Source organism: Gloeothece verrucosa PCC 7822, from assembly GCF_000147335.1.
Classification (GTDB): domain Bacteria; phylum Cyanobacteriota; class Cyanobacteriia; order Cyanobacteriales; family Microcystaceae; genus Gloeothece; species Gloeothece verrucosa.
In genome coordinates, this window is the sequence record NC_014534.1 from 39,195 (window position 1) to 66,048 (window position 26,854).

Annotated in this window: 3 protein-coding genes and 2 pseudogenes; 2 read left to right on the top strand and 3 right to left on the bottom strand. The window is 41.6% G+C overall.

What is annotated here, in order from left to right; genetic code table 11:
* Window positions 1-121 precede the first annotated feature (121 nt).
* A pseudogene (locus CYAN7822_RS30540) lies at window positions 122-20,896 on the top strand (CARDB domain-containing protein); the annotation flags it as partial.
* Window positions 20,897-21,010: 114 nt separating this feature from the next.
* Here the strand turns inward: CYAN7822_RS30540 and CYAN7822_RS40600 are convergent.
* Window positions 21,011-21,628 (bottom strand): pentapeptide repeat-containing protein, encoded by a 618-nt coding sequence (locus tag CYAN7822_RS40600; protein WP_425365354.1) that lies wholly within the window; start codon window positions 21,626-21,628, stop codon window positions 21,011-21,013.
* A 1,110-nt stretch (window positions 21,629-22,738) separates the two neighbouring features.
* Here CYAN7822_RS40600 and CYAN7822_RS40605 point away from each other — a divergent pair.
* A pseudogene (locus CYAN7822_RS40605) lies at window positions 22,739-23,146 on the top strand (Ig-like domain-containing protein); the annotation flags it as partial.
* Here the strand turns inward: CYAN7822_RS40605 and CYAN7822_RS37060 are convergent.
* Both CYAN7822_RS37060 and CYAN7822_RS30555 read right to left on the bottom strand, forming a co-directional pair.
* Window positions 23,109-23,890 (bottom strand): IS5 family transposase gene (locus CYAN7822_RS37060; protein WP_173362888.1). Its coding sequence is split into 2 segments (ribosomal slippage): window positions 23,109-23,563 and window positions 23,563-23,890, totalling 783 coding nucleotides; the frame shifts between segments, so codons are not numbered across the junction. The pseudogene CYAN7822_RS40605 and the gene CYAN7822_RS37060 sit on opposite strands and share 38 nt — an antisense overlap.
* A gap of 713 nt (window positions 23,891-24,603) precedes the next feature.
* Window positions 24,604-26,325: an endonuclease gene (locus tag CYAN7822_RS30555; protein WP_013334800.1), complete on the bottom strand. Its 1,722-nt coding sequence runs from the start codon at window positions 26,323-26,325 to the stop codon at window positions 24,604-24,606.
* Window positions 26,326-26,854 lie beyond the last annotated feature (529 nt).

Sequence of the window (26,854 nt, forward strand, 5' to 3'; positions counted from 1 at the left end):
AACCGAAATTATGGAAAGTTTAAATATCACTTCACCTTTTGAGAGCGGACTGGGAACTGAGCAACCAGGTCAGCAAGGAGTTCCCAACCTCTTAAGCGATCAAATTTCTTCACCCTCTTTGATGCTATCTGTAGCGAACCCAGAAAGCTTATTGGAAATCGCGGCAGCAAATACGGTTGGGTTAACACCTAACCCATCAATTCGGGCCCCATCTGCTCAACAGTTGCCAGCAACGGGAACTGACTCATTACTGGGCAATTCTGGAATAGTTAATGCCCTTGCCGCCAATGTGACATCGAATAATGGGGAAACTTCATCGAGTCAAAAGGGAGCAATTGCTTTAGCCACAGGCCATTATTTAATTGATGGACTGGGAGGAGATGCGGGTTTCGGAGAAAATTATTTAGAAAGAAATGACGATGGTTCGACAGATTTTATCGATATTACCGCAGTTTTCCCGTCTGGATTAAACTTTTTTGGCAAAATTTACCAAGGGTTTTACATCAATAATAATGGGAATATTACGTTTAATGAGCCATCAAGCACTTTCATACCTTTTGCGCTAACGGACAACACACAAAATCCAATTATCGCCCCTTTTTTCACCGACATTGATACGCGAGCAGGTTCACTAACCCCATCACCCGGAGGCAACTCCAAAGGAACAAATTTAGTTTACTGGGATTTGGCTCCCGAAAACAAAGTAATAACCATTACCTGGGATGATGTCGGAAAATTTTCATGGGGAACAACTCCCAACGCCTTTCAACTGCGTTTAATTGGTTTAGAAAAAGGAGACTGGGCAATTGAATACCGCTACGAAACTATACAATGGCATCGTGGAGATGCCAGAGCCGGATGGAACGCGGGAAACAACAACAACTTTTTTGAACTCCCTCAATCTGGCACTGAAGCCATGCTGGAACTAGAAACAGCCAGCAACATCAATGACCCAGGAAGATTTTTATTTACCATACGCAATGGAATCCCAAACCGAGTTCCCAGCGATATTATATTATCCGCCACATCAATCAACGAAAATAGTGCAGCCGGTACGATAATTGGAAATTTATCGACCCTAGACCCAGATCTTAACGACACCCATACCTACACATTAATCAATGATGGACAAGGAAACTTTGCCCTAAACAATAATCAACTAATCGTCTCCGCCAAGGCCAATTTAGATTATGAAAAACAAACCAGCTACACTATAGAAGTTCGCAGCCAAGACCAAGGTTTACTTTATACCACTAAAACCTTTACCATCAACATTAATAATATTTTAGAACCCGATGTCAAACTAACCACAGCCACCAGTCCTGTTTCGATTAACTTAGGAGAAAGTGCATTGGTCAACTGGACAGTAAGCAACATCGGCGATACTGCAATGAGTGTGAATTGGGAGGATGGAGTTTACCTTTCTGTTGATACAACCTGGGATGAAAACGATCGACTGTTAACCCAGAAAAAATCTTCTTTAGCCTTATTAGGAACTGAAAAGAATTATACACTTAATCAAGATATTATTATTACCCATACAGAAACGGGTAATTACTATCTTTTATTTGTTAGTGATAAAAATAAAACTTTAACCGAAACCAACGAAAATAATAATATTCTAGTCAAAGAAATTCAACTTACCGCCCCTGATCTAACCCTTTCTGCTCTCAACATTCCTTCTCAAGTAATCTTTCAACCTCGCCAAAAACTGAACCTATCTTATAAGATAACCAATTCGGGAACCAGCACAGCAACAGGGTGGTTTGACCGTATTTACCTCTTCTTAGATGGAACCCTTAATAACAGCATTCTCCTCGACACCATTTCCCACACCTCACCCTTACTAGCTAGTCAAGAAACTACGGTTTCAAAAGAAATTACTCTGCCGGAAATAGCCGAAGGAAACTATAAAATATTAATTGTCACCGACGCAGATCAAACCCTCATTGAAAGTCCAAGCGGAGAAAGCAATAATACTCTCCTATCAAACACGATACAAATTGCTTATCCTGACTTAATAGCAACGATAACCTCCTTACCCACCACAGCAACCAGTAACAGCACTATCCCCCTCACCTGGACGACCAGCAACCGAGGAAAAGCACCCACCCTCGACGGATGGCGTGAACGCATATATCTTTCCCTTGACAACCAATATGACGCTTCTGACTTGTTATTAAAAGAATTTAACTCCACAAAAATATTAGCAGCCAATAGCGATCAAGAAAACTCAATCAACCTCACCCTCCCAAGAGAACTCAACGGGGATTATTACATCCTCCTTAAAAGCGATGTGGATAACAGCATTAATGAAGGAATAGGAGAACAGGACAACCTTATTGCATCACCCATAAAAATTAATTTAGCACCCTACGCCGATTTAGAAGTTTCACAAATTACAGCACCGACTTTAACAGTAGCAGACCGGGCTACACTTAACATCAGTTGGACAGTTACCAATAAAGGAACAGGTATTGGACTAGAACCGAGTTGGGTCGATAAAGTTATCCTTTCTACTGATGAGATTTTAGGCAATAGTGATGATAAAGTAATCAAACAATACACCTACAGCGACGGACTTCAGGTAGGAAGTTCTTATACGAGAAATGAAAGTATCTTACTTCCTCCTGCCTTTACGGGTCGTTATCACCTATTTGTTCAAACCGATGCCCAGAACGCAGTTTTTGAAAACGGCCTCAAAAGCAACAATACCCTCATCGCCTCTAATATTGTCGATATCACTCCCCGTCCCTACGCCGACTTAACCGTCTCATCCGTCACGACTCAAAACAACGGCAGTAGCGGACAACCTCTAACGGTATCTTGGACAGTAACTAACTCAGGCATAGGAATAACCAATACCAACACTCTTACTGACGAAATTTTCTTATCTAACGACCCGACTGGGCAAAACCTAATAAAATCATTATTGAGCTTTGAGCGAGTGGGGGCTTTAGCCGTTGGAAACAATTATACCAAAAGTGAGAACATCATTCTTCCTCACGGCATCAGTGGAACTTATTATCTAGTCGTTAAAACCGCAGGACCCGATGAATTCATTTACATCAATAACAACAGTTCTATCTCAAACCCCATCAACGTAGCACTGACCCCATCCCCTGACCTCCAAGTCACCTCCATCACAGCACCCTCGCAAATTCAAGCCGGACAAAAAATCGATGTTACCTGGACAGTAACCAATACCGGAGTGGGAGTTGCCACAGGAGAATGGATAGATGCAATCTTCCTCACTCAAGTTGGTCAACCTGACGCTAACCCTATTCCACTCGCCACATTCTCCTATAACTCTCCCCTTCAAGCTGGCAAGTTCTATCAACGACTTGAACAAATAACCCTTCCTTCTACCTTAAATGGATCTTACCAAATACTGGTCAAGACCAATAATAGCAATTCGCTTTATGAAGGTGGAGCAACAGCTAACAACAGCACGTTAGATGATAGTACCATAACCATCAGTCAACCACCCCGCCCTGACCTCCAAGTAAGCTCAATTACTGCCCCCGCTACGGTAAATGCTGGAGGAACTCTAGACCTTAGCTTCACCGTAATCAATCAAGGAACGGCGGCTACCACGTCCAAGTGGTTCGATAAAATTTATTTATCTACAGATTTAAAAATTGATAGTGGCGACCTACTGCTAGGAAACTTAATCAATCAATCTGCGTTAAACCCTGGAGAAAGCTATCAAGGGAGTTTAACTTCAGCCATTATCCCCAAACGCTTTAGAGGTCAAGTCTTTTTAATCGTTGCGGCTGATGCTGACTCTACTATCAACGAATTTCCTAACGAAGATAATAACACTTCTTCCATTGCCTTAAACGTAATAGGATTAGAGCCATCAGATTTAGTAACATCCAATGTCGTTGCTCCTCAAGAAGCTTTTGAAGGCTCTACGATTAAGATACGCTATAAAGTCACCAATAGAGGTTTAGGAGAAACCGACCGAGACAGTTGGACAGATACAATTTGGTTAACCAAAGACAGAAATCGACCTTCTGCTACTAATTATAAGGAAGAACCCGAAGATATCTTACTGAAAACCATCACGCATCAGGGGTCTTTAGCTAAAAATGCTGATTATGAAAAAGACATCAGCATTACCCTACCGGAAAAAATTTCAGGAGAGTGGTACATTACAGCTTGGAGTGATGCTTATGATGTCGTTTTAGAAAACACTCTCGATATAAACATCAATCCCGACGACCCGAATGAAATAGATAACAATAACTATAAAGCGCGTCCGATAGCCATTTTACTGACACCTCCTTCAGATTTAGTCGTCACGAACATAACGTCCACCGGCCAAGCACAGGGAGGAAATCCCTTTTCAGTGACCTGGACAGTGAAAAATCAAGGCAATAGTGCGACTAATAATGAAACTTGGATAGATAGTATTTATTTATCCGACAAACCGACTTTAAATGCTACAGGTGCAAATATTTGGCACTTAGGAGATGTCAAACAAACCCGTAATTTACAAGCCGGTCACAGCTACACAGATACCCTTGATGTCATTCTTTCCCCTGCGGTTAAGGGTCAATATATCATTGTTAAAACCAATGCTGATTCGAGTACAAATATTTGGGAAGGACCTTATAACAACAACAATGAACTGAGTCATAATACTAATGTTACTAACACTCCCGCCGATTTAACAATCAAATCTATTATTGCTCCTAAAAATAATTTTTCTGGTGAACCCATTACCCTCAAATGGACAGTAGAAAATAAAGGCGGTGAAATTTGGTCAGGGACTAAATATTGGTCAGATGAAGTTTGGATTTCTCCTGACCCCACTTTTATTGAAGAACGGGCGACCAAATTGGGGTCTTTTCTTTATACTCTCTCACAACCTTTAAAAACTGGAGAAAGTTCGACCCAAGAAAAAACGGTGACTTTACCCAAAGGAATTGACGGAAATTATTACATTTATCTTAACCCAAACGCTCAAGGAATCATTCCTCAAAGTGGCGATAATACTGAATCCAGAAAACAGTTTACTAGCCGAGTTTTTGAAGACCCATCTAATAATCTTTCATCCCAACAAATCCAAGTTACTTACCGCGAACCGAATTTACAGGTCAGTGATTTAATTGTTCCCACTACCGCCCCTTATTCTGGGGATACTATTGCCGTTTCTTGGACAGTAACCAACAGGGGAACTCGCGCCACAAGAGAAAATTATTGGGTGGATAGAGTCTATTTATCCCGCGACCCTTCTTTAGATTGGAATGACCAATACCTGGGAAGCTTTGAGAGAACTAATCAGTTAGGAATTGGCCAATCTTATCAAGGTAGTGCCAATATTACCCTACCTGAAGGAATCGAAGAAAATTTTTATTTATTGGTCTTTAGTGATGCCAATATTATCGATGCTAACGACAGTCAGGTGGCTTATGTAGCACCGATCAACGCCAAAATTTATTTTGAAAGAAATTATCCTTTTAACTCAAGCCGTGTGCCCGAATTCAAAGACGAAGGCAACAATATAAAGAGTATTTCTTTACCGATTAAAGGAAGACCGTTTCCCGATTTACAAGTGGGTTCAATAATCATTCCCGAACGGGCAACTATCGGTCAAACCTTTGACTTAACTTATACTGTCACGAATCGAGGAACAGGTAGCACTCCGATATCTCAAAGCCATTGGCAGGATTTAATTTATTTATCCAGAGATGAATATCTCGATGTCAATTCCGATTATTATTTAGATTTTGTTCCTCAGAATAATAAGATTTTAAATCCTTTAGATAGTTATACTATTAACAAAACCCTCTCCATCCCTACTTATTTAACGGGGCCTTTCTACGTTTTTGTCATCACTGACCCAGCCGAATTTAAAGCTAAAGGGGGAAAAGTTTTTGAAGGAAATGGGGAAGGAAACAATGCAACTGCCTCCAAGCAACCTTTATTATTAGAACTGCCACCTCCATCAGATTTAGTCGTTAATGAGATTACCGTTCCCTCCACTTTAACACCAGGGTCTTCGATTTCTATCGACTGGACTGTTACTAATACCGGAATTAATGCCGCTAACGGAAAGTGGACTGATGCGGTCTATTTATCCACCGATAGTATTTGGGATATTGACGATTTACTATTAGGACGAGTTGAATATAAAGAGGGAACATTAGCCCCTAACCACTCCTATAAACAAACCTTAGAAACGGTCGGAGTCCCCCTCAAACCCGGACAATATCGACTAATTGTACGTCCAGACATTTATAATCAAATTTATGAAGCAGATGGCGAGGCGAATAATTACACCACATCGGCAAGTCCCCTAACAATTACCGTTGACGACCTTCATCTAAATACACCCATAACAACAAGCCTAAAAGACAAAGACTGGAAACTCTATCAACTTCAAGTTCAAGCCGGACAAACATTAAAGATAGAAGTAGATTCTCAAGATAATAATAGCTTGAACGAACTGTTTGTACGTTATGGGGATGTGCCTACGGGAACAGTTTATGATGCGGCATACACAGGACAGTTAAATGCCGACCCCTCTGCGATTATCCCCACAACAGGGGCGGGTACATATTATATATTAGTTCGCCATACCCTAGGGGGGAATTCGACCCCTACCACTATTAAAGCTTCAGTATTACCTTTTAGCATTACCGATGTGGTGAGTGATATAGGCGGTGATAGTCGTTATGTGACGACCAATATTAAAGGGGCGCAGTTTAAACCAGGTGCAATTGTCAAACTGATACGTCCCGGCATCGCTGAGTACACCCCCGTCAATTACAAAGTCGTTGACAGCACCCAAATTACAGCCATCTTTGACTTAAGAGATGCGAATCACGGATTGTATGATGTTAAAGTTACTAATCCCGACGGGTCAAGTGCCATTGTTCCCTATCGCTATTTGGTAGAAAGAACGATTGAACCTGACGTAACCGTAGGGTTGGGAGGACCGAGAATCATCACACCCGGAGGAACGGGGACTTACGGTTTATCCGTTACCAGTCTCACCAACATCGATACTCCCTATGTTCACTTTCAGTTTGGTGTACCAGAATTAGGGAATAATGATTTTGTTTATGGATTATTCAACTCAACGGTTACCCAGGCGGCAGGAATTAACAAGCTGCCTTATCTTCAATTAACCTCTAATTTGCGAGGTCAACCTCCCAATACCCCGGCTAATCTTCCTTGGGCGAGTTTAATCAGTAATATTAATACTAATGGAGTTAATTTAGCCCCAGGATATGTATTTGACCTCCCCACTACTACCACCACAGGAAGTACCTTCAATATACAAACCTATCCAGGGTTAACTCAACTGCTGGCCTTACAACCCGATGCTTTCAAAGAGTTGCTGCCGGATGAACATGGTTCGATTGCTTTCAAGTTTAACATCCTCGCTTCAGCTACCGCCCTGACTCGCTCTGAATTCATCACGACTCAAACCGCAGAAGCTTTACGACTGCGGACGGGTATTCTTAAAGATGCAACGACCTCAATTGTCTTGAAAAATTTAGCGGCTGATAAAGATACCTGGACGACTGCTTATCTAGCCGCTTTAGAAGAAGCGGGACTGTTACGAGATGAAGATGAAGCGCCACCGATAAGAACTAACCCCCTAGTCACGAGTTTGATGTCCACTTTAGCAACAGGGATACTTTTGGGGGCAAATGGGGAACAAATTTTAACTGATGGCAATTTAATTAGCTTTTTTAGCAAAATTCGCACGTGGTACGGGGATAACCCCAATTTAATTGGGTCAACGGAACTTCCTTCGGCTTCTAATTACAATTTAGGATTATCTAGTCCCACCCATTTTGAAACCTTTAACATATACGTTCCCTATGGAAAGGCGAGGGTGGACTTACCTGCCGGGGCGACGGTTCCTCCCCCCAATTTTAACCGCTTTTTCACTCCCGATGGAACGATAGGAGAATTGGGCAGGTTAATTGGTCCAGTAGGGGTATCTCAACAGGGATTTATTCCCACAAGTCAAGCTTTACCTTACACCATTCAGTTTGAAAATTCCCCACAAACTAATCGTCATGTGGGAGAAATCCGCATCGTCACTCAACTCGATTCTGATTTAGACCCTCGTTCCTTCCGCCTTGGGGATTTACAATTGGGAGATATTTCACTTCATATCCCCAATGACCGCACCACGTTTAGCGGTGATTTTGATTTCCGTCAAAGCAAAGGGTTTATCCTCAGAGTCAATGCTGGATTAGATATCTTATCTAACACAGCAACATGGTTGTTACAAGCGATTGACCCAAAAACCGGAGAAGTGATTACCGATATCAATAAAGGGTTATTAGCTCCTAATGATAGCACGGGAGCCGGCGCGGGTTTTGTTACCTACACAGTGTTACCGGATTCTGATGTGACGACAGGAACCCAAATAACCAGCAGCGCCCGAATTCTGTATAATACTAGCGCACCGATAGATACTAGCACCCTACAAAATGTCATTGATAGTCAAGCCCCCACAACAACATTAACCGCCACTCCATTAGTTCCTGGAGGGTCTGATTATCATCTTAAATGGAGTGCAACTGATGATAATAATGGGTCTGGTGTCAAGCATATTACCGTTTATGTGTCGGATAACGGGGGCAATTTTACCGTCTGGAAGCGCTTCTCGACGGAGACTGAGGGCGTTTTTGAAGGACTTGCGGGTCATCATTATGAATTTTTAGCAATAGCTACCGATAATGCTGGTAATACAGAAAAACCGTCAGGTATTACCGTTCCCGATGATGGGTATAAGGTGAATTTAGGGACGTTACCCACCGTAGGTCAAACTACAGAACCCGTTATTAAACCGGCATCACCTCCAACGGCGACAATTTCTACCAATCCTCTATTTATTGAAGCCACTAAAGCGATTCCCAATGCCCAAACGACGACGAAACCGAGTGAATTTGGCCAGATTTTACGTCCTTTTACTGCCTCAGCTTTTGTTACTGGTATTCCGTCGAGTGGGGCGAATATTGGACCAATGGCGATTGTTACTTTGGAAGATGGGTCAGTGATTGCCAGTGGAGGAAGTAATCGGGGGTCTCTGTTCCATATTCCCCCAACTGGGGCAACCAATGGGGAAAAACAATTGTTATCCCAGTTATCCACTCCGATATTCGACTTAGCTTTAGATGAAAATGGCAGTCTTTGGGCGACAACGGGGGGAGGTGCATTACTTCGATTAAATCCAACTACGGGTAAGATTGTTAGCAGCTACGGAGATGGTTTAACTCAATCGTTAGCGATTAACTCAACAACGGGATTGATATATGTAACTTCGGGCAGGGGAATAGAAGTATTTGACCCGATTAAAGAAACTTTCACTCATTTGAGTGATTTACGGGTGGGAAATTTAGCCTTTGCCCCCGATGGGAGTTTGTGGGCGGCGCGTTGGCCGGATAGGGGGGAAATTGTTCGCTTCGATGCCAATGGTAAACCCGAATTGATGTTGAAGTTCGACCTTCCCGTTGATTCGTTAGCGTTTGGAAAGAAAGGAACAGCATTAGAGGGATTGTTATTTGTCTCTTCTAACAGTGGGGAGTTATTGATGGTCGATTTAGCTACCCGTCAGTCGATTAAGGTTGCCCAAGGGGGTAGTCGGGGAGATAATATTGAAACGACAAAAGATGGCCGCCTTTTAATCAGTCAATCAAATCAAATTGATGTATTTTCGCCACTTTTATCACCTCGTATCAGTTTTACCAATCCTGTCTCTAATGATTTGGTGGCGTTACCGAAAGGGGTGTTAACGGTTACTTTTGATTCTGATATGTATGTGGGAGAGGGGACAGAAATGTTCTCGGTACTTAATCGGAGTAATTTTTCCCTTATCGATGATGCCAATCATTCGATTAATCCCCATTCTGTCCGTTACGACGCAGCGACTCGCACCGCATTTTTATCCTATAATGCCCTTAATCCTGACCAATACACTCTAAAAGTCGATAATAATCTCAAAAGTGCGGCGGGAGTGGCCATGAAAGACGATTACACCGTCGCCTTTACCGCTATATCTGATTTCTCCCCCTTCGTTGACCTCCAGTTTACTAATACCCGTTCCCATCGAGGCAATAAAACCATCTCTTTTGATGTCTCCCTGACCAATAAAACCAATTACGACCTACAATTACCCCTAGCCTTACTTCTACAAGGGTTAACCTCTTCAACCAATAATAATGATAACAGTGCCCTTTTGGTTGACTTAAGTAATACCCTTCCCGATGGGCGCTTACATCCCAATCAATCGATTACCGGTTACACCCTTACGGTATATAATCCCAGTTCTCTCAAACTGGACTTTGAACCGGCAATCTATACCTTACGTTATAACAACATTGCACCCATCATCACTTCTACTCCCAATCGAAAAGCAACCGTCGGTCAATCTTGGAGTTATCAACTTTCGGCAACTGACCCCGATGGAAGCGTTATCGGTTATCTACTTTATTCTGCCCCAGAAGGAATGAGTATTAACCAACAGGGATTAATGACTTGGACACCAACCGCCACTACCCCCATAAAAACCGACGTTATTCTACAAGTTTATGATAGTCGTGGTGCTAGGACTACCCAAACCTTTAGCATTGATGTTACTGGAGGAAATCATCAACCCGTCTTTAACTCTTTAGCGAGTGAGATTAAAGGGAAACAAGGACAAAAAATCGAATTACCCATTAATGTCACAGATACAGACGGGGATGTGTTGCAAGTTTGGGCGAATAATCTTCCAGGTGGGGCGATTTTTGACCCCATTACCCAAGTTCTAACCTGGACACCGACAACAGCAGGAACTTATAAAGATGTTACCTTTATTGTCAGTGATGGAATCGAACAAGTTCAAAAAGCAACCACTTTTATTATTGCACCCACTAATACTGCACCCACTTTATTGCCTCCTACCCCCAAAAGTATTCAAGAAGGAGAAAGAATTCGGTTTCAACTACAAGCAAATGACCCAGAAGGGACTCAACTGACCTATTCTAGTAATTTATTGCCTCCAGGAAGTTATCTTGACCCCAAAACCGGAGTATTTGAATGGACACCCAGTTATTTTGCCGCAGGGGTTTATAACATTCCTTTTACAGTTAGTGATGGGGAGTTAACTACTACTAAAACCGCTTTAATTACGGTTAATAATGTTAATGCTGCCCCCGTTTTCGATAAGTTAGATAATTGGACGATTGCAGAAGGGCAAACCTTACGTTTTCAAGCGTTTGCTTTTGACCCGGATAATCCAGGTTTTATCCTACCAAATCGTTTATCAAACGGACAATTAACCCCCCTTGAAGGCAGTCAACCGACGGTTACTTATACCGTTTCTAATTTACCTGAAAGGGCGACTTTTGATGCTGACACAGCTATTTTTAGTTGGAAACCCTCTTTTACTTCAGCAGGAACTTATAATGTTACCTTTAGTGCTACTGATGACGGAAATGGGTTAACTCCTATTACCAGTAGCATTACTGTTCCCATTACTGTGAGTAATGTTAACCGTACTCCTACAATTGTTGAAGTATCTAATCAAACTGTACAACGGGGTCAAGTTTTAAACCTTAATATAGCTGCAACCGATTTAGATGGAGATTCTATTACTTTAAGTGCCACCGGATTACCGGGTTATGACCTTCCTTCATGGGCAAGTTTTATTGATAATGGGAATGGGACGGGTAAATTAACTTTAACTCCTGGTATTGGTGATGTTGGCAATTCGACGATTACTTTAAAAGCGAGTGATAATCAGAGTGAAGATGATTATTCTTTTATTGTTTCCGTTGTTTCTTCCAATGAACCGCCACAGATTAAATTTATTGGGGATAAGGTAGCGGTTGTCGGAACACCTCTAGAATTTACAGTTTTGGCTGATGATTTCAATCAAGAAACTCTCAGTTTTAGTTCGATTAATTTACCTCCAGGTGCGACTTTAACACCTACCAATATTTACGGACAAGCACTTTTTAACTGGACTCCGACTTCGTCGAATCTTGGCAATCATTCCGTTACCCTTAAAGTTAGTGATAGTGGAACGGGAAATTTAAGTAATATTTTATCCACCGAACAAACCTTTAATTTAATAGTCCGAAATAACAATTCTGCACCGATATTAAATCCCATTAATAACTTAACCGTAGCTGAGGGAGAAACTTTAACCTTCACGCCCCTTGGAACAGATATTGATGGGGATACTCTAATTTATAATGCCACCAATTTACCATCGGGTGCGGTTCTAAATCCCACGACGGGAACGTTAACTTGGAAACTCGATTATTTCTCGGCAGGAATTTATAATAATATTCAACTGACCGTTAGCGATGGAAATTTGAGCGCGACCCGAACCTTTTCTATTAATGTTAATAATACCAATCGCGCTCCCATTTTAACGCCCATTACTCCTCAATCTGGACGGGAAAATGTTGAAATTTCTTTTTCTTTAAGTGCCGGAGATATTGATAATGACCCAATTTTTTATTCGAGTACGTCTCCTCTACCAACGGGTGCTTCACTAGATGCTTTAACAGGGAAATTTAGCTGGAAACCGAATTACTCGCAAGCGGGAAATTACGTTTTAAACTTTACCGCCACGGATGCTAAAGGGGCAACCGATACTCGTTCAGTTATTATTAATATTAAAAATGTCAATCGTAATCCCGTTTTAACGGTTTCTCCCCAAATTGTAGCATTAGGAGAAACTTTAACCTATCAAATAGCTGCAACAGATGCTGATGGGGATAATTTAATTTATAGTGCTAAATATCTTCCAGAAGGTGCTACTCTTAACTCACAAACCGGAACCATTAGTTTTACCCCAACGCCAGGACAGGTAGGAGATTATTTAATTATCTATGGAGTCTCCGATGGGTTGGCGACGACAACTCAAAATGCACTAATTCGAGTGGAAACCGTCCCTACTTTACCGACAGTTACCCTTGATGTTACCCCAGGTTTTCCGGTTATCCCAGGACAGAAGGTGATTATTAGTGCTGTTGCCGATAATTTTACCGATATTAAGGGGTTAACGTTAACTGTTGATGGAAAAGCTTTAGTTTTGGATTCTTTCAACCGTGCCTCTTTTACTCCCTCCACTTCGGGACGTTTTAATCTTGTGGCGACAGCTACGGATGCTGCCGGACGAGTCGGTCAAACCTCAACCGTGTTGAAAGTGCGAGATGTAGCTGATAGCGATGCGCCGATAGTGGCTTTTGCGCCAGGGACAGGAAGTAGTATTATTAGTTCTATCACTGATATTGTGGGGACTGTCGCGGATACAAACCTCGACAAATGGGTGCTGTCAATATCCGATTTCGGGGAGAATGATTTCCGCACTCTCTTCGAGGGACAGGGAACGATAACAGGAGGTATGTTAACTCAGCTTAACCCGACTCAGTTGGCGAATGGGTTTTATCATCTACGGTTGAGTGCAACGGATATTAAGGGGAGAACGGCTGATACACAAGTTGCCCTAGAAGTCAATAGTTCTCACAAAAATAATTACAGTAATAGGGTGACAGATTTATCAGTTTCTTTGGCAGGAACAACCCTCAATTTAGTGCGGAGTTATAATTCTTTGTTCTTGGATGAGGAGGGAAGTTTTGGTCAGGGGTGGCAATTGGCGAATCGAGATTTTGATCTCAGTAGCAATGTAACAACGGGGATTGAAAGTGGAACGCGCTTGTATTTAACCTTACCCACAGGGGAAAGAGTCGGGTTTACTTTTGCACCCATTAAACAAGAGATTACTGGAGTAACCTATTACACCCCCGCATGGGTTGCGGATACAGGTGTTAATTGGACTATAGAGTCGGAAAAGGTATTATTAACTAAAGCACTCTCTAGTTTTTATGACCTTTATACGGGTCAACCTTATCAAGCATCTGCCTACAAGTTAACCGCCACCGATGGAACTGTATATCGCATGGATGCAAGAGGGCGAGTGACTGAACAAGTTACGGTTAATGGTACTCGTCTGTTTTTCAGCGATAGCGGAATCTTGAGTTCAAGTGGGGAGTTTGTCAGTTTTGTTCAAGATGATGCAGGACGATTGACACGAATTGCTGCTCCTGATGGGACAACGCTTGTTTATGATTATAATTCGTCAGGACAGTTGATGAGAGTGCGAAATTTGTCAACGGGTCAGAGAACTAATTTGGGTTATTCAAAAGATGGGTTGACTTTAATTGCTGGAGAAGAGGGTAAGGTTATTTCCTATCAAACTACGCCTGTGGTGTCTTCGGTTACGGGTGATTTGGGAGGCGCGGTTAAATTTATCTCTTCTAATATTAGTGAGAATTTAACTTCAGGTCAGACGGATTATTATAATTTTAATTTACGAGAGTCCGAGTTACGTTCTACGGCGACAGGAAGGGTTTTATTAGGGGTTGAGGTACAGGGAGTTAACGGTTTACCGGTACTACAAAAAGGCACTTTAGTGGCTTCAAAAACTACAAGTAATAGCACGTTTGGTTTGTTTTCTCTTTCCGATGAAGGGTTGAATTTACTGTCGGTTACGGGAGAGGGTAATTATCAGTTGAGGTTGAGGGTTGCTGGGGATGTAAATGCTGATGGGGAAGTTAATGGGGTTGATAGTCAGTTATTGAATGAGGCGATTAAAAAGGGAATTTACGAGACTAAATTTGATTTTAATCGAGATGGGTTGATTAATGGGATTGATGTGCAGATATTAGGGAGTAATTATGGGTTTAGTGCGAATAAGGCACCGGTTGTTAAGTCAACGAATGTTCTCACTCATGAAGATTTAAGTGTTAGTATTTCCTTGAAAGGTTTGGCGACGGATGCGGAAGGAGATGAGATTTTTTATCGCGCTGTTAATCCGGTTAATGGAACGGTAATTTTAACGTCGGAGGGGAAAACGGCTTTATTTAGACCTAATAAAGGTTATACGGGAACAGCTATTTTTGAGTTAATAGCGGATGATGGGTTTAGTTCTAGTAGTCCGGCAACGATTACAGTTAAGGTGAGTGATGCGCCGTTGATTAATTTAGATTTTGTTGAACGAAATCCTCGTTTGAAAACCGGAGAAAGGATGCAGTTGGTGGCGGTTGGGGATTTTGCCGACCAGCAAGATGTCATCTTGTCGGGAGATTATTTAACGTGGAAGTCGGAATCATCGTCAGTTGCGTCTATTTCTTCGACGGGATGGGTTAAGGGGTTAACCGATGGGACGACTATTTTTAGTGCGTCTAGGGGTGGGATACAGGCGGTAACCGCTTCAAGGGTGGGGAATATTCTTGCACCGAGTAATGATACTGAGTTTAATATTGCTTTAGCTGAAGATTATGGTTTAGGAATTTACCCACAGGCCGTAACTCTTACTAAAGGGATGACACGCCAAATATTAGTAGGAATCAATGAGCATCCTACATTAAATCACGTCCAGGCAGGTTTACCGAATACTCGATATTTTGTTAGTAATCCAACAGTTTTGCAAGTTAATTCTAATGGTTTAATTAGCGTTAAAGAAGAAGGTTTGGCCAATGTCACCGTTGTCTATGGAGCCTCGGAAAAAGTTATTCCCGTATTGGTAGAAGCACCTTTAGGAACAGGGTCTGCCTCCGTTGGAGTCGATGGGGGTGTAGTACAAGGCTTAGATGGGTCAATAATTACGATTGCTCCAGGTGCTTTAGATGAAGAGCAAAATGTAAGTATTACGCCCTTAAAACCTGAAGATTTCAGTTTACCTATTCCTGATTACTTTTCTGTTGCAGGTGCTTTTCATCTTAATTTTGAACAAGAACGCTTAGATGTTCCTGCACAGGTAGCCATTCCCGCTCTCTCTCAACTCGCTCCAGGGACAGAAGTGCTTTTCGTAAGATTAGGAGAATTGCCTAACTCAACAACTACATCAACGTCGCCAACTTGGCTAATTGAAGAGTCAGGAATAGTAGGTTCAGATGGCAAAATTCGCACAACTTCACCACCGTTTGCAGGACTAACCACCAGTGGATTTTATGGTGTTTTTACCACAACCGATAAACTGGCTTTTTCAAATTCACAAGTTTTAGCTTCCCAGGTTCAAACTTCCGTAATCAACGAATCGGCCGCCACATCTTTTACTTCCATGGCCATGAGAGTAGGTTCTGTTGGGTTAGTAGCTACTTCACTAACCAGTTTTGGACTATTATTACCACTAATGGCCTACTTAAGTTTAAAACTTTATCATAATCAATCATTAGAAATCATAGGAATACCCAAATACGGTTTACCAGTTAGTACCACAACAGGTATTCAAATCAATCCGTCTGGTGTTCCCACCTTAACTGTTGAATTACCTACCCCAACATTGACTAGCTTCAGACAAAATATTGAAAAAGTTAGCTTAGAAACTGATTCTCAATATGGACGAGTTATCTACTTAGAGGGAAGTCGATTTGGCACAACTATTGACGACCTAGAAGTCAACTTCAAAGCCGGTAATCAGATTTTCAAAGGCACTATTATTAAAGAACGCAGCACTTTAGAAAAGATTGCTGTAACTTCTACAGTTCTGGCTTTAGGAGATCAAACCGAAGTTTCTGTAAAAAATCGTGCCAGTAATTTACCAGAAACCGAAAGAGAAAGCAAAACTGTTGTAATTCCTATCCCCTGTAAAGTAGGATTAGCTCTAACCCCCCAAGTCGGTCGTGATGAAGTCACTTTTTTGAATGCTCTCAATCCTTTAGAAGTTATTGAGAATACTAATAGTCAAGATTTGGTTATCGCTAGTGTACCTGTGGGAACAGAAGGAATTCAAGATAGTCCAAGACATTTGGCTATTACTAAAAATGGGGCTCGCGCCTATGTCCCCTTAGAGCTATCTGCTCAAGTCGCTGTAGTCGACGTACAAGGATTGCGACAGTTGGATACCGATTTTGATCTAGCTGGGATAAATCCGATTAAGCTTAAAAATTCTAGTGCTATGCCTTCCTCAATTGTGGTAGGTTTTCAGGATAAGTATGCCTATATTGGCGATCGCCGGACGGCAAGTATTTATGTTATAGATACAAATATTTATTCTCCGTTTTATAATCAGCACGTTCAAACGATTCAACTTGATGAAATTACTAGCCCAATTGCTAAGTTAGCGATTAGCAGCGATGGTCGTCGTCTTTTTGCCACGGTTTCTGGTAATTCTCAATCAAATGGCGGGAAGATTATTGTTGTTAATATTGACTTAGAAGACCAATATAAATCTACCGGTACGTGGCACTCCGTTATTGATGTGATTAGTGTTGAGCGAGGGGTGTATGGGATTGCTTCAACTCCGGATCCCCACAAAATGATTTTTACCAATCGAGATAACGATAATAAAGGCATTGGCATTCTTTCAATTCTTAATGATGAGCCAACAAATTTTACGGTTGATTCTCCCAAATATGTAAGCTTGAATTTGGGACAAGAATTAGATTATTTTGATGTTAATGAAGCGGTTGATGTCACTATCACCCGTGATGGAAAATACGCCTTTGTTTCTGCTCGTAACAGCCGTAATTTTGGGCAAGGTATTCCTAGTATTGATGATCCCAAAGCGGGTAGTAATATTGGCATTATTGTAGATCCCTTGGGTTCTAATCCGCGATTAGTTGCGGCAACTCGACCTATTCCTAATGGATACACAATGGAGCTAGAGCTTGCCCATCGTGATGATTTTCTTTATGCTACTTATCCAGGTATCGGTAGTACCTTGGCTTTTAATGTCTCTGAAATTATTGAGACGATTGAAGGGTTAGAAAATGGAACAGAGACTTTTTATATAGATCATTTAAAAAGAGGTGTGGGTTCTCCTATCTTTTTGAAGGAGACAAAACGAGAAGTTACTTTTGAAGATCTGAAATATGTTCCGATTGATAATATTAATCCTTCAATTAGTGTGGCTTCAGATTATCAGCTTGTCCAAGAATCTTTGATTTCTAATACCTCGAACTTTGGAGTTCCCGAAGGGTCTAAAACGGCTCCTTTAGGCGGTTTTTTCAATAATCAGGGGTTAGCAACGACTTTTTCCACTTCTGTCATTAATCTACTTGCTCCTGTTCCCGATGGGGTTGTTTCAGAGTCGGAAAAAGATAAGTTACTGCGTCCCACTTTTATCTGGGATTTTAAGGGGCGGCCAAATTGTGCCCCAGAAGATTTACAAATTGGTAAAGTTGAGCTTTTTGTCAGTGTATTTGATAAAGGTTATGGTTTACTGCCAGAAGAGCGATGGGAGGGAGTAAAAGCAATATCTTCTAATGGAGATGCTAACCCCAATCGAATTTTAACAGCTACGTGGAGCAATGGAGTTTGGACTTGGGCGGGTGGAAGTCAACCGGGTTCAAATACTCAGTTTCAATTGCCTAGTGACCGTATTTTGACGGCGGGTCAAACTTATTATTGGACTGTTCGCTTAACTACTGGTGATGGACAACAGATAACTCCTCAGAAAGCGGCTAAATTTGAAACTCCGTTTGCTTCAACTTCTACCCCTTTCAGTAGTATCACTATGTTGACTCGCGGACTAGAGATTACAGATGGCGATAAAATTGATAGTCAATTTGAATCTACGGCTGAATATTTAGCTCAAGTCGGTCAAGGATTTGTGATGTACTACGACGAAAAAGAGGGGAAATGGTATCGCAAAAATGGGTTTCAAAAAGATTACACTCTTCCTAAAAATGAAGACATAAAGGGTAAACCTTTAATATTAATTGCTGGTTGGGATTATCAAACAGGAACAGATTGGAATAGTGGTTTTGCTGAAGCTAAAGCTGATACTCTCTTTGCCTCCCTAGTTCAATTGGATCTATCTTTTGGTGGTCGTATAGGCAATAGCAACCAACCCTACAATTCAGAAGGAAAACTTATTCGAACTGAGGGAGCTATTTTTAAATCTCCATTACATTTTGTTGGTGTTGGTCAAGGTGCAACAATTAACAGCGAAATCATCCAGCGTATTGGAACTTTTTACCCTAATGTTTATGGTAAAGAAATTGGAAAACTCGATCTTCAGATGACCACAATAGATGCTTTCGATCCCACACAAACTATTATTCAAAAACGAAATTTATTCGATCCAGATGTTAAAATTTGGGAAAATGTAACTTTTGCAGACAACTATTATCAGAAGGTAACTTCTATACCTGAAAAATTAAAAGATCAAGCATCTCGTCAAAAACTTGATTTTTCAGGTCTAGAACTTAAAGGTGCAGACATGAACATTCTTTTAGGAGAGGTCAACAAGTCTGAAAGCCGTATTGGGTTTACCGACGAGGATCGGACTACTAAATCTCACCAACGATCACTAGGATGGTATTCTGGCACGTCTAATCTTAGTCAAACTACTTTTGCATCAAACAGCGAGTTAATCTATCGTAGATTGGGAGATTTGTCTTTAAATGCTTTCGGTCAACCCACAGCACCAACTTGGTACGCTCCTGACTATCTAAATACACCTTTTAAGCATGGAGACCCCCAAGCTCCTTGGGAAGGTATAGGAACAGGTTGGTTTTATTCAATTCTCGGCGGTGGTAAAGACAAACGCCCTCAATCAACTGTTGAACGTACACCAGTTAGCTACGATAACACAAATGTTAATAGCCAACAAGGCGAGAAAGTCAAAGGTGATTATACAATTCCTACCTTATTTAATGGAAATTTTGAGGCAATTACTGCTTACTTTCCTTCTCAACAAACTATACCGGGGTGGTCTTTCCAAAATAATGTTCTTCAAAAGAACTTAGTTCAGTTTTCAACTTCTCCTGATAATTGGCGTTTAAAATTAGGTGGAGATACTTCCCAAACCACTATTACACATAATCCTTTTGTTGTGCCCGATTGGGGTGATTTACGATTTGATCTTAGTGTACTACCAGATTCAATTGATCGAAGCGGAAGATTAACTGTCTCTTTAAAGCCAGTAAATTCAACTGATGGATCGGAAATCACAAAAACCATCCTTCTACAAAAAGCTGAAGAAACTATGGGAGCATACGAAACAGATCAATGGAAAATAGGATATGGTATTGGTTTAGGACGTTTTGAAACCTTTAACATTAATGTTTCGTCCGAGCTTCGAGGTAAACCAGTAACTCTTACTTTTAAGCTTGAAGATTCCTCTGGCTTTAAGCCGACGGTGTTTCTCGATAATATCTTTTTCAAAAGCGATTTGTTCCATTTGGGAAACCCAACAGAAGCCAGAACTGATACGGCCTATTATAAAACCAACTATTTGATCGAAAAATCTCAATACAGTTTGTCTTACAATAGCGAGAAAAATACTGCCAATTGGGTTAGTTGGGAGGTGAATAAATCTTGGTTGAGTGATGATGATTTTGACCGCCCTAAATTTGGTCCTGATCCTGATTTGCCGAACACGAATTGGTATCGAGTTAGAGATGAAGATTATAGAGAAAGCACACCGACTTTGCTTCCAGATCCAGGACAAAGAAAACTTTATCTCCAAGGTGGTCACATGACTGCCGCAGAGGACCGAACTAGAACACAGAAAGATTATATTGCAACCTTCTTAACAACAAATTTGCTGCCACAGCATGAACAAAATAATAACGGGCCTTGGAAAGGACTAGAAAAATATCTTCAAACACAGGCTAATAATGCGAATCTAGATTTTACGATTTTTGCGGGCGGCCATGACACTAAAAAAGATAAAGGCTCTATAGATGTTATTGATGACCAAGGTAAGCCCCAAAGCATCAATGTTCCTTCTTATGTGTGGAAAGTTGTTGTTTGGCGCCAATTTGGAGAACCCATTGAGAAGGCTGAGGGAGCTTTTGCAGTCTATATGTCCAATGATGATATTGCAGGCAAACCTTGGACTGATCATATAAAATCAATCGCATTCGTTGAAAATGAACTGAATAAAAACCCAACTTTTCCTCAATATAATTTCTTATCTGGAATTCAAGATGAAACCCTAAGAAAGAAACTCAAAACTGAACAAAAGTTGCCTCCCCGTGCTTCCTTACTGGCTAGCAATTCTCTTGCGTCTGAAGACATCGCTACATCAGTCACCTTCAGTGCGGATACTTCCGTCGGGCATAATCGTTTCAACGAACCAAGCTCTCTCGAATATCACTCCGTTCAAATTGGCAAGAGTGAGATTAGCCCTTGTGAAAATAGCATGAATCACGGTATTGCTGAAGTCTGCTTCGGTCAAGTCAGCATCACTAAAAACAGTACGATCCATCCGAACTTGACTCAAATTGGCTCCTCTGAGGTTAGCACCTTGCAAATTGCACCATCCGAGATCCGCGCCACTCAAATCGGCAAAACTCAAATTAGCCTTGTAAAAACCCGATTGCCAGAGAATAGCCCCACTCAAATTGGCGTGACTGAAGTCAGTTCCCTCAAAGTCGGTTTCGGGCATATGAACACCTCTCAAGTCAGCCCCACTCAGATTGGCACCCCTCAAATCAGCAGCGATTTTCGAGTAACTCAAGTTAATTCCCCTCAAGTTAGCTCCCCTCATCTCTATAGTTCCTCCATCATTGAGGTAACTTCGGCTAAAGTCTTTCTCTCCGAGAGCGTATCGGCGCAACAACTCTTGAGGTTCAACATTCCTTCGTTCAACTTTCCTTCTAGTCATACTGATGCGGTAAATAATATCGATCAAATCAACCATAGCGCACTTTCTTTGTGGAGTATTATTCTTTCTCTCAAAACCGCTTTTGACATTGATTTAATTGTTAAAAATCTTCCTGATGGACAACTCGGAGAATCTTATGTGACAAACTTTGATGTTCAAGGTCGTCCTACTGGCGGTACAATCATTATTGATGATGATGCTAACGGACTAGGCTGGTTTATCGATTCTACCCCTTGGGAAAATAGCGAATTTAGTCAATCTTTCAACGAAACAGCTTTCAAAGCTTCCTCTAACTCAGAAGCATTTGGCAAATATGATCTCCTCACCACCATACTCCACGAAATGGGGCACATTGCCGGCTTCATCAATGGTCACGACAGTTTTGACAGTCACGTTCAATCCGTTAACGGTTTTCCCGTCTTCGTTGGTGATAACTTTACAGCTAAACTAACAAGCGATCGCTCCCACCTAGATTCTAATCTCTATCCCTACGACTTAATGAACACCTCCCTAGCGCCCGGTGTTCGCAAACTGCCTTCACAACTAAACCTTCAAATCTTAAACGCTATCCGTTCTACAACAGGAGGAACTACCAACAATACCCTAACAGCGCCGCTTACATCCTTACCCCTCCTTGCTATCCTCAACGGCGATTTCTCTATTTCTAAGCCAGATAATCCTAATTTCGGTTGGAAGGGACGGGGTGCAGTTAATATTCTCAATCAAAAAGCCGTATTAACTGAAAACTCCCCATTCCTATCTAATTTAACTCAAACCTTTGTCATCCCAACGAGAGCTAAAACCCTTCAATTTACTCTGACTGACACCCAATTAGGACACAGTAACCTTGTACCACCTGACGCATTTGAAGTCGCACTACTTGATGCTACTACCCTCACCCCCTTAATCAGTTTAAACGGGTTAACTCAAACTGACTCCTTGCTGAACTTACAATCCAACGGGACAACTTATTACAATCCCAAAGTTACTTTAAGCGGGGCTTCCAATACTTCGCGTATCGTTAAAGTAGATCTTAGTGGAATAGCAGCAGGAACAAGCGCTACCCTCTCGTTTGATTTACTGGGATTTGGCGCTAAGGATAGTTCTGTGACGATCGATGATGTCCTCATTCTAACTGACGAGCAAAACCCTCCCATTGCTGTTAATGATTCTGCTACAACTAAACAGAATCAGTTCATCGTTATTGACGTTCTTGCCAATGACAGTATAGGAACGTTTAATCCTCAAATTAAAACGGATTCATCTCACGGAAAAATAGTTGTTAATTCTGACGGGACAATTAGTTATACTCCTGTTGGCAAGTTCTCTGGGACTGATATGTTTAGTTATTTCCTGACTGATGAAAATGGGCTTATTTCTAATGAAGCAACAGTCACTGTTACCGTTGAAAATTTATCTCCTAATATCAAAGAAATTATTACTAATAAGATTATCAATTCAGGAATAAGCACAACTTTTAAAGCTGAAGCTTCAGAGGCTATTTATAAAGTCAATCTTAAGAAACGAGGCGACGCAACATTATCCTTGTCATAACTGCATAAATAGCGGCTTCACTCATTTCTGATAATTTTTCATAATCTTTACTCAAACGACGATACCAGTTAAACCAGCCGAACGTTCGTTCCACAATCCATCTTTTCGGTAAAACTTTAAATTTTTTGTCTGAACGCTTTATTACTTCTACTCTTGCTTGAATCATCAACCAAATAGCCAGAGCAAATTTATCACCACTATAACCAGCATCTACCCACATTAAAGCCACTTTTTCAAGCAGTTTGGGATTTTCTTCTAATAGTTCCATTACCGCCGTCGCCGCTAAGACTCTTTCTTGACCATGAGCTTCAGCTACAATTACTTTCAAGATTAATCCTAAACTATCAACTAATAATTGCCTTTTTCGGCCTTTGACTTTTTTTCCACCGTCAAAGCCATACACATCCCCCTTTTTTCGGTTGTTTCCACCGATTGGCTGTCTGCTATGATTACACTACTTTGCGGAGATTTCCCTACCTGTTGACGAACCATCTGCCGGAGGGTGTGATTGATTTTTTCCCAAACCCCCTTTTTGACCCATTTGCGATAATAACTATAGACTGTGGAGGGAGGAGGAAAATTTTTGGGTAAATATCTCCATTGGCATCCGGTCTTCAAATGATAATATATCGCATTACAGACTTGTCTAATATCTGTAGTACGCGGATGTCCCCCGGATTTAGCGGCTGGAATAAGTGGGGCAAGCAATTCCCATTCGGCATCAGATAAATCACTTGGATACAAGCAGATCGCTCCTCACTTTTGATTGCGAACAATTACCCAGATTAGATTAATCGTTTTTGGCCTATTTTTTTCTTGTCTTTAGATTTACTTTATAAACACCCTCTAAGAGGTTTTTCATAATTTTTAATTGACCCGTTTGTGTGATTATTTAATCATCAACCTTTGGGCGAAAACTTTTATCTTCCTTGATCTATATTTTCGGATTTTTTTTCAAGATGACTTGCTTAAGTTTATTCAAGTAAAATTTTTAAATAATCTCAATAAAAACTTTTTTGCACTTCTCTAACAAAACTTGGGAGTTTAACTACTTTAAGAAGGATAATACAACAAGTCATTGTTTTTAAACCCTTTACTACTTTCATCCTCACACCAATACTTTACTGGCTGCCCTGTATCTAAATAACGAAGTAATATTTAATATTTGAATTATCGGCGGCAAGTTTTTTTAAAAGCTTCCTATCGCTTCAAGTGAGTGCTTTTGTGCCGCTAGGGCGGGAAACTTTTAATTTGGCCCGCTCGGGGAGTAGCATACAATTTTATCTACCGTCAGAAGATGCGACTACAATCAACAACTCCTGATAGAGGCATTGTTGAATTCGACTTTAAGAAGGGATCAGCGTGGCTTTTCCCAGTGGCTGTTGACATGGACAACTGACTTCTAGCCTGAAACCGCGCTGATTCCGTAGTTCTGACTGGCTCAACGAATGTACTGATTATTCACAGAAAGCCCGCTCAGCCAGTGTGGAATCTAGAATGAAAGGATTTTCATTTCCCTGCGGGGTTCCCGCGATTTTACGCGAACGTAATTTTTCGGGTTCATCGACCGGATCTGTCGCCTGCCATTTACAGAGCGTCTGTTTCTGTTTTTCGAAAAAATTCTGATCGGCCGAGTCGGGGTAGACGGTACGGAAGTAGAACATGGCTCGGGCGATGTCGCCTTTTTTACTTTCCCTCGGCTCGAAAGAGGTCGCTCGTTTGTACTCGCTGTATTGATCTATATTTGACAAATTCGGTTTGACTTTCAATTCGTCATCGTCGAGATACCAAGCGGTGGTTTCGTTGTCGGGAATATCGGCGAAGGGAAAATTCTGCCGGGCCGAGTTGATCTCGTCTCGGGCGGCGAAGAGGTTATGTAGATCGCTTTTGGCCGGGCCATAGGCTCCGAGACTTTGAGGCCAGACGTGTTCGGCATTAATACCCTGTCGCGTAGCTTCCTGTCGAGGTCTCGACGAGTTTTGATCGATCTCTACAGCGTATCCGGCATAGATATCCGTAACGATGCCGTCAGAGTTATCGATTTCGGTGTACAGGAGATCTCGCGCTTCCCCGTATCCGAGAGTAGACAGGGGCGAGTATTGGCGATCAAGCTGTTCTAATAACTCGTTCCCCGCGAGAGCAGGAAATATGAAAGCTTTCGGTGCATCGTTTGCCGAAACCGGCGGGATCACTACTTTAGAAGAAGGAAATATAGTAAAGCTGGCTATCACCGGGTCGTGATCGCTAGCTCGCCCAGGTTTTCCCGCGTTAACGTGAACGGCTTTTATTTCCGGCTGCCCCCCACTAGCAAGGTTTTCGCTAACGAGAATCTGATCGATTAATTCGCGATTCCCTTTAAAAATAAAAGAGTAACGCTCGGCCAACGGAATTTTCTCGGTTAAATTCTCCAGGACAGTACCTAAAAGCGTTTGTACGGCCGGGGAGTCCGGTGTATCGTTGAAATCGCCGAGAACGATAATACTCGCTGTCGGATTGGTTTCGAGGAGATCGCTCACGAATTGATTGACGAGTTTAGCTTGTTCTACCCGTTGCCCAAGAGAAGCTACCGCGCCACCACTTTTTGACTTTAAATGATTATTGATAATGGTTATGGCGTTGTTGTTGAAGGTGAATTCTCCGACGAGCGGTCGGCGGCTGTCGGAGAACGCCACATTACTTGAGAAACGCTCTAGTTTCTGTAGCTTGACTCGAGCGGGATTGAATAAAAAAGCCACTCGGATATTGCCTCCCGGCTGACCTCCCTCTTGATCTTTTTCAGGAGGAATATCTCGATACAAGTAACTCGGCCCTCCTGCCGATTTGATCGCGTCGATTAAAGTATTAGCGGTTACGGAGGCATCGACTACCGAACTTAGCTCGGCTCCGTCATTATCCTGTATTTCCTGTAAAGCGATGATGTCGGGGGCTTGAAGATCGTTAACGATCTCTTTGGCTAGGGCGGAGAATTTTCCCTTTGCCACATCATCGTCGACGTTATCGGGGTCTTTATCTTTGACCTTAGCCAGAGCTTCTTTTTGGGGATCGAGGTTTTCCACGTTAAAGGTGGCGACGCTTAATTGATTAAAATCTTTTACCTGAGCTAGCACCGCCGGGGCGAGAGCGAATTGCGCGAGTGAGTAGAGGACGATAAAAATTACAATGCACAGTAAATGTAGCATTTTTCTCGTGTATCTCATGTAAATTGTCCCAAAATTTTTAATAACTTGGCTCTTCCCTAAAATATCACGAGTTTAATCTTAAAAAAGGGTTGTTAAGAGAAGTTTAAAAACTTCCCTTATTCTAGTTAATATTGACTTAAATTTTGAAGATTGATGTTAATCCTCCAAAGCTCGTTTAACCCTAGGGAGGCTGACGTACCAGGAAATGTCGAATATTTTCTAACCCTAGACTTACAGAGTTATTAACCCTGATTGGTCCGACTCTCCTTTCCCCTTCAATATTACTCAAGTCAGTGATGAACTGTTGTCTGAGCTTAATGGTTGTCTGCCCACCGTTGTCAAAAAAAATAGTAGCTCGATTCTTATTAAACTGAACCATTACATCATAGACTTCGCCTGTTCCTTAAGGGAAACGAACCTCTTCTAATGCTTAATAGTATGCTGTCGTACCCCCAAGGGAGTGTTTTGACGGGGAGATAATTTTTCAAAATATATAGCGGCATTTTTTCCCAAGTTACCAATATTTTAA

Excerpts from the sequence above, each read along its gene's own strand:
- CYAN7822_RS30555 (WP_013334800.1), bottom strand. The coding sequence starts at position 26,325 with ATGCTACATTTACTGTGCATTGTAATTTTTATCGTCCTCTACTCACTC.
- CYAN7822_RS40600 (WP_425365354.1), bottom strand. The coding sequence starts at position 21,628 with ATGGTTGATTTGATCGATATTATTTACCGCATCAGTATGACTAGAAGG.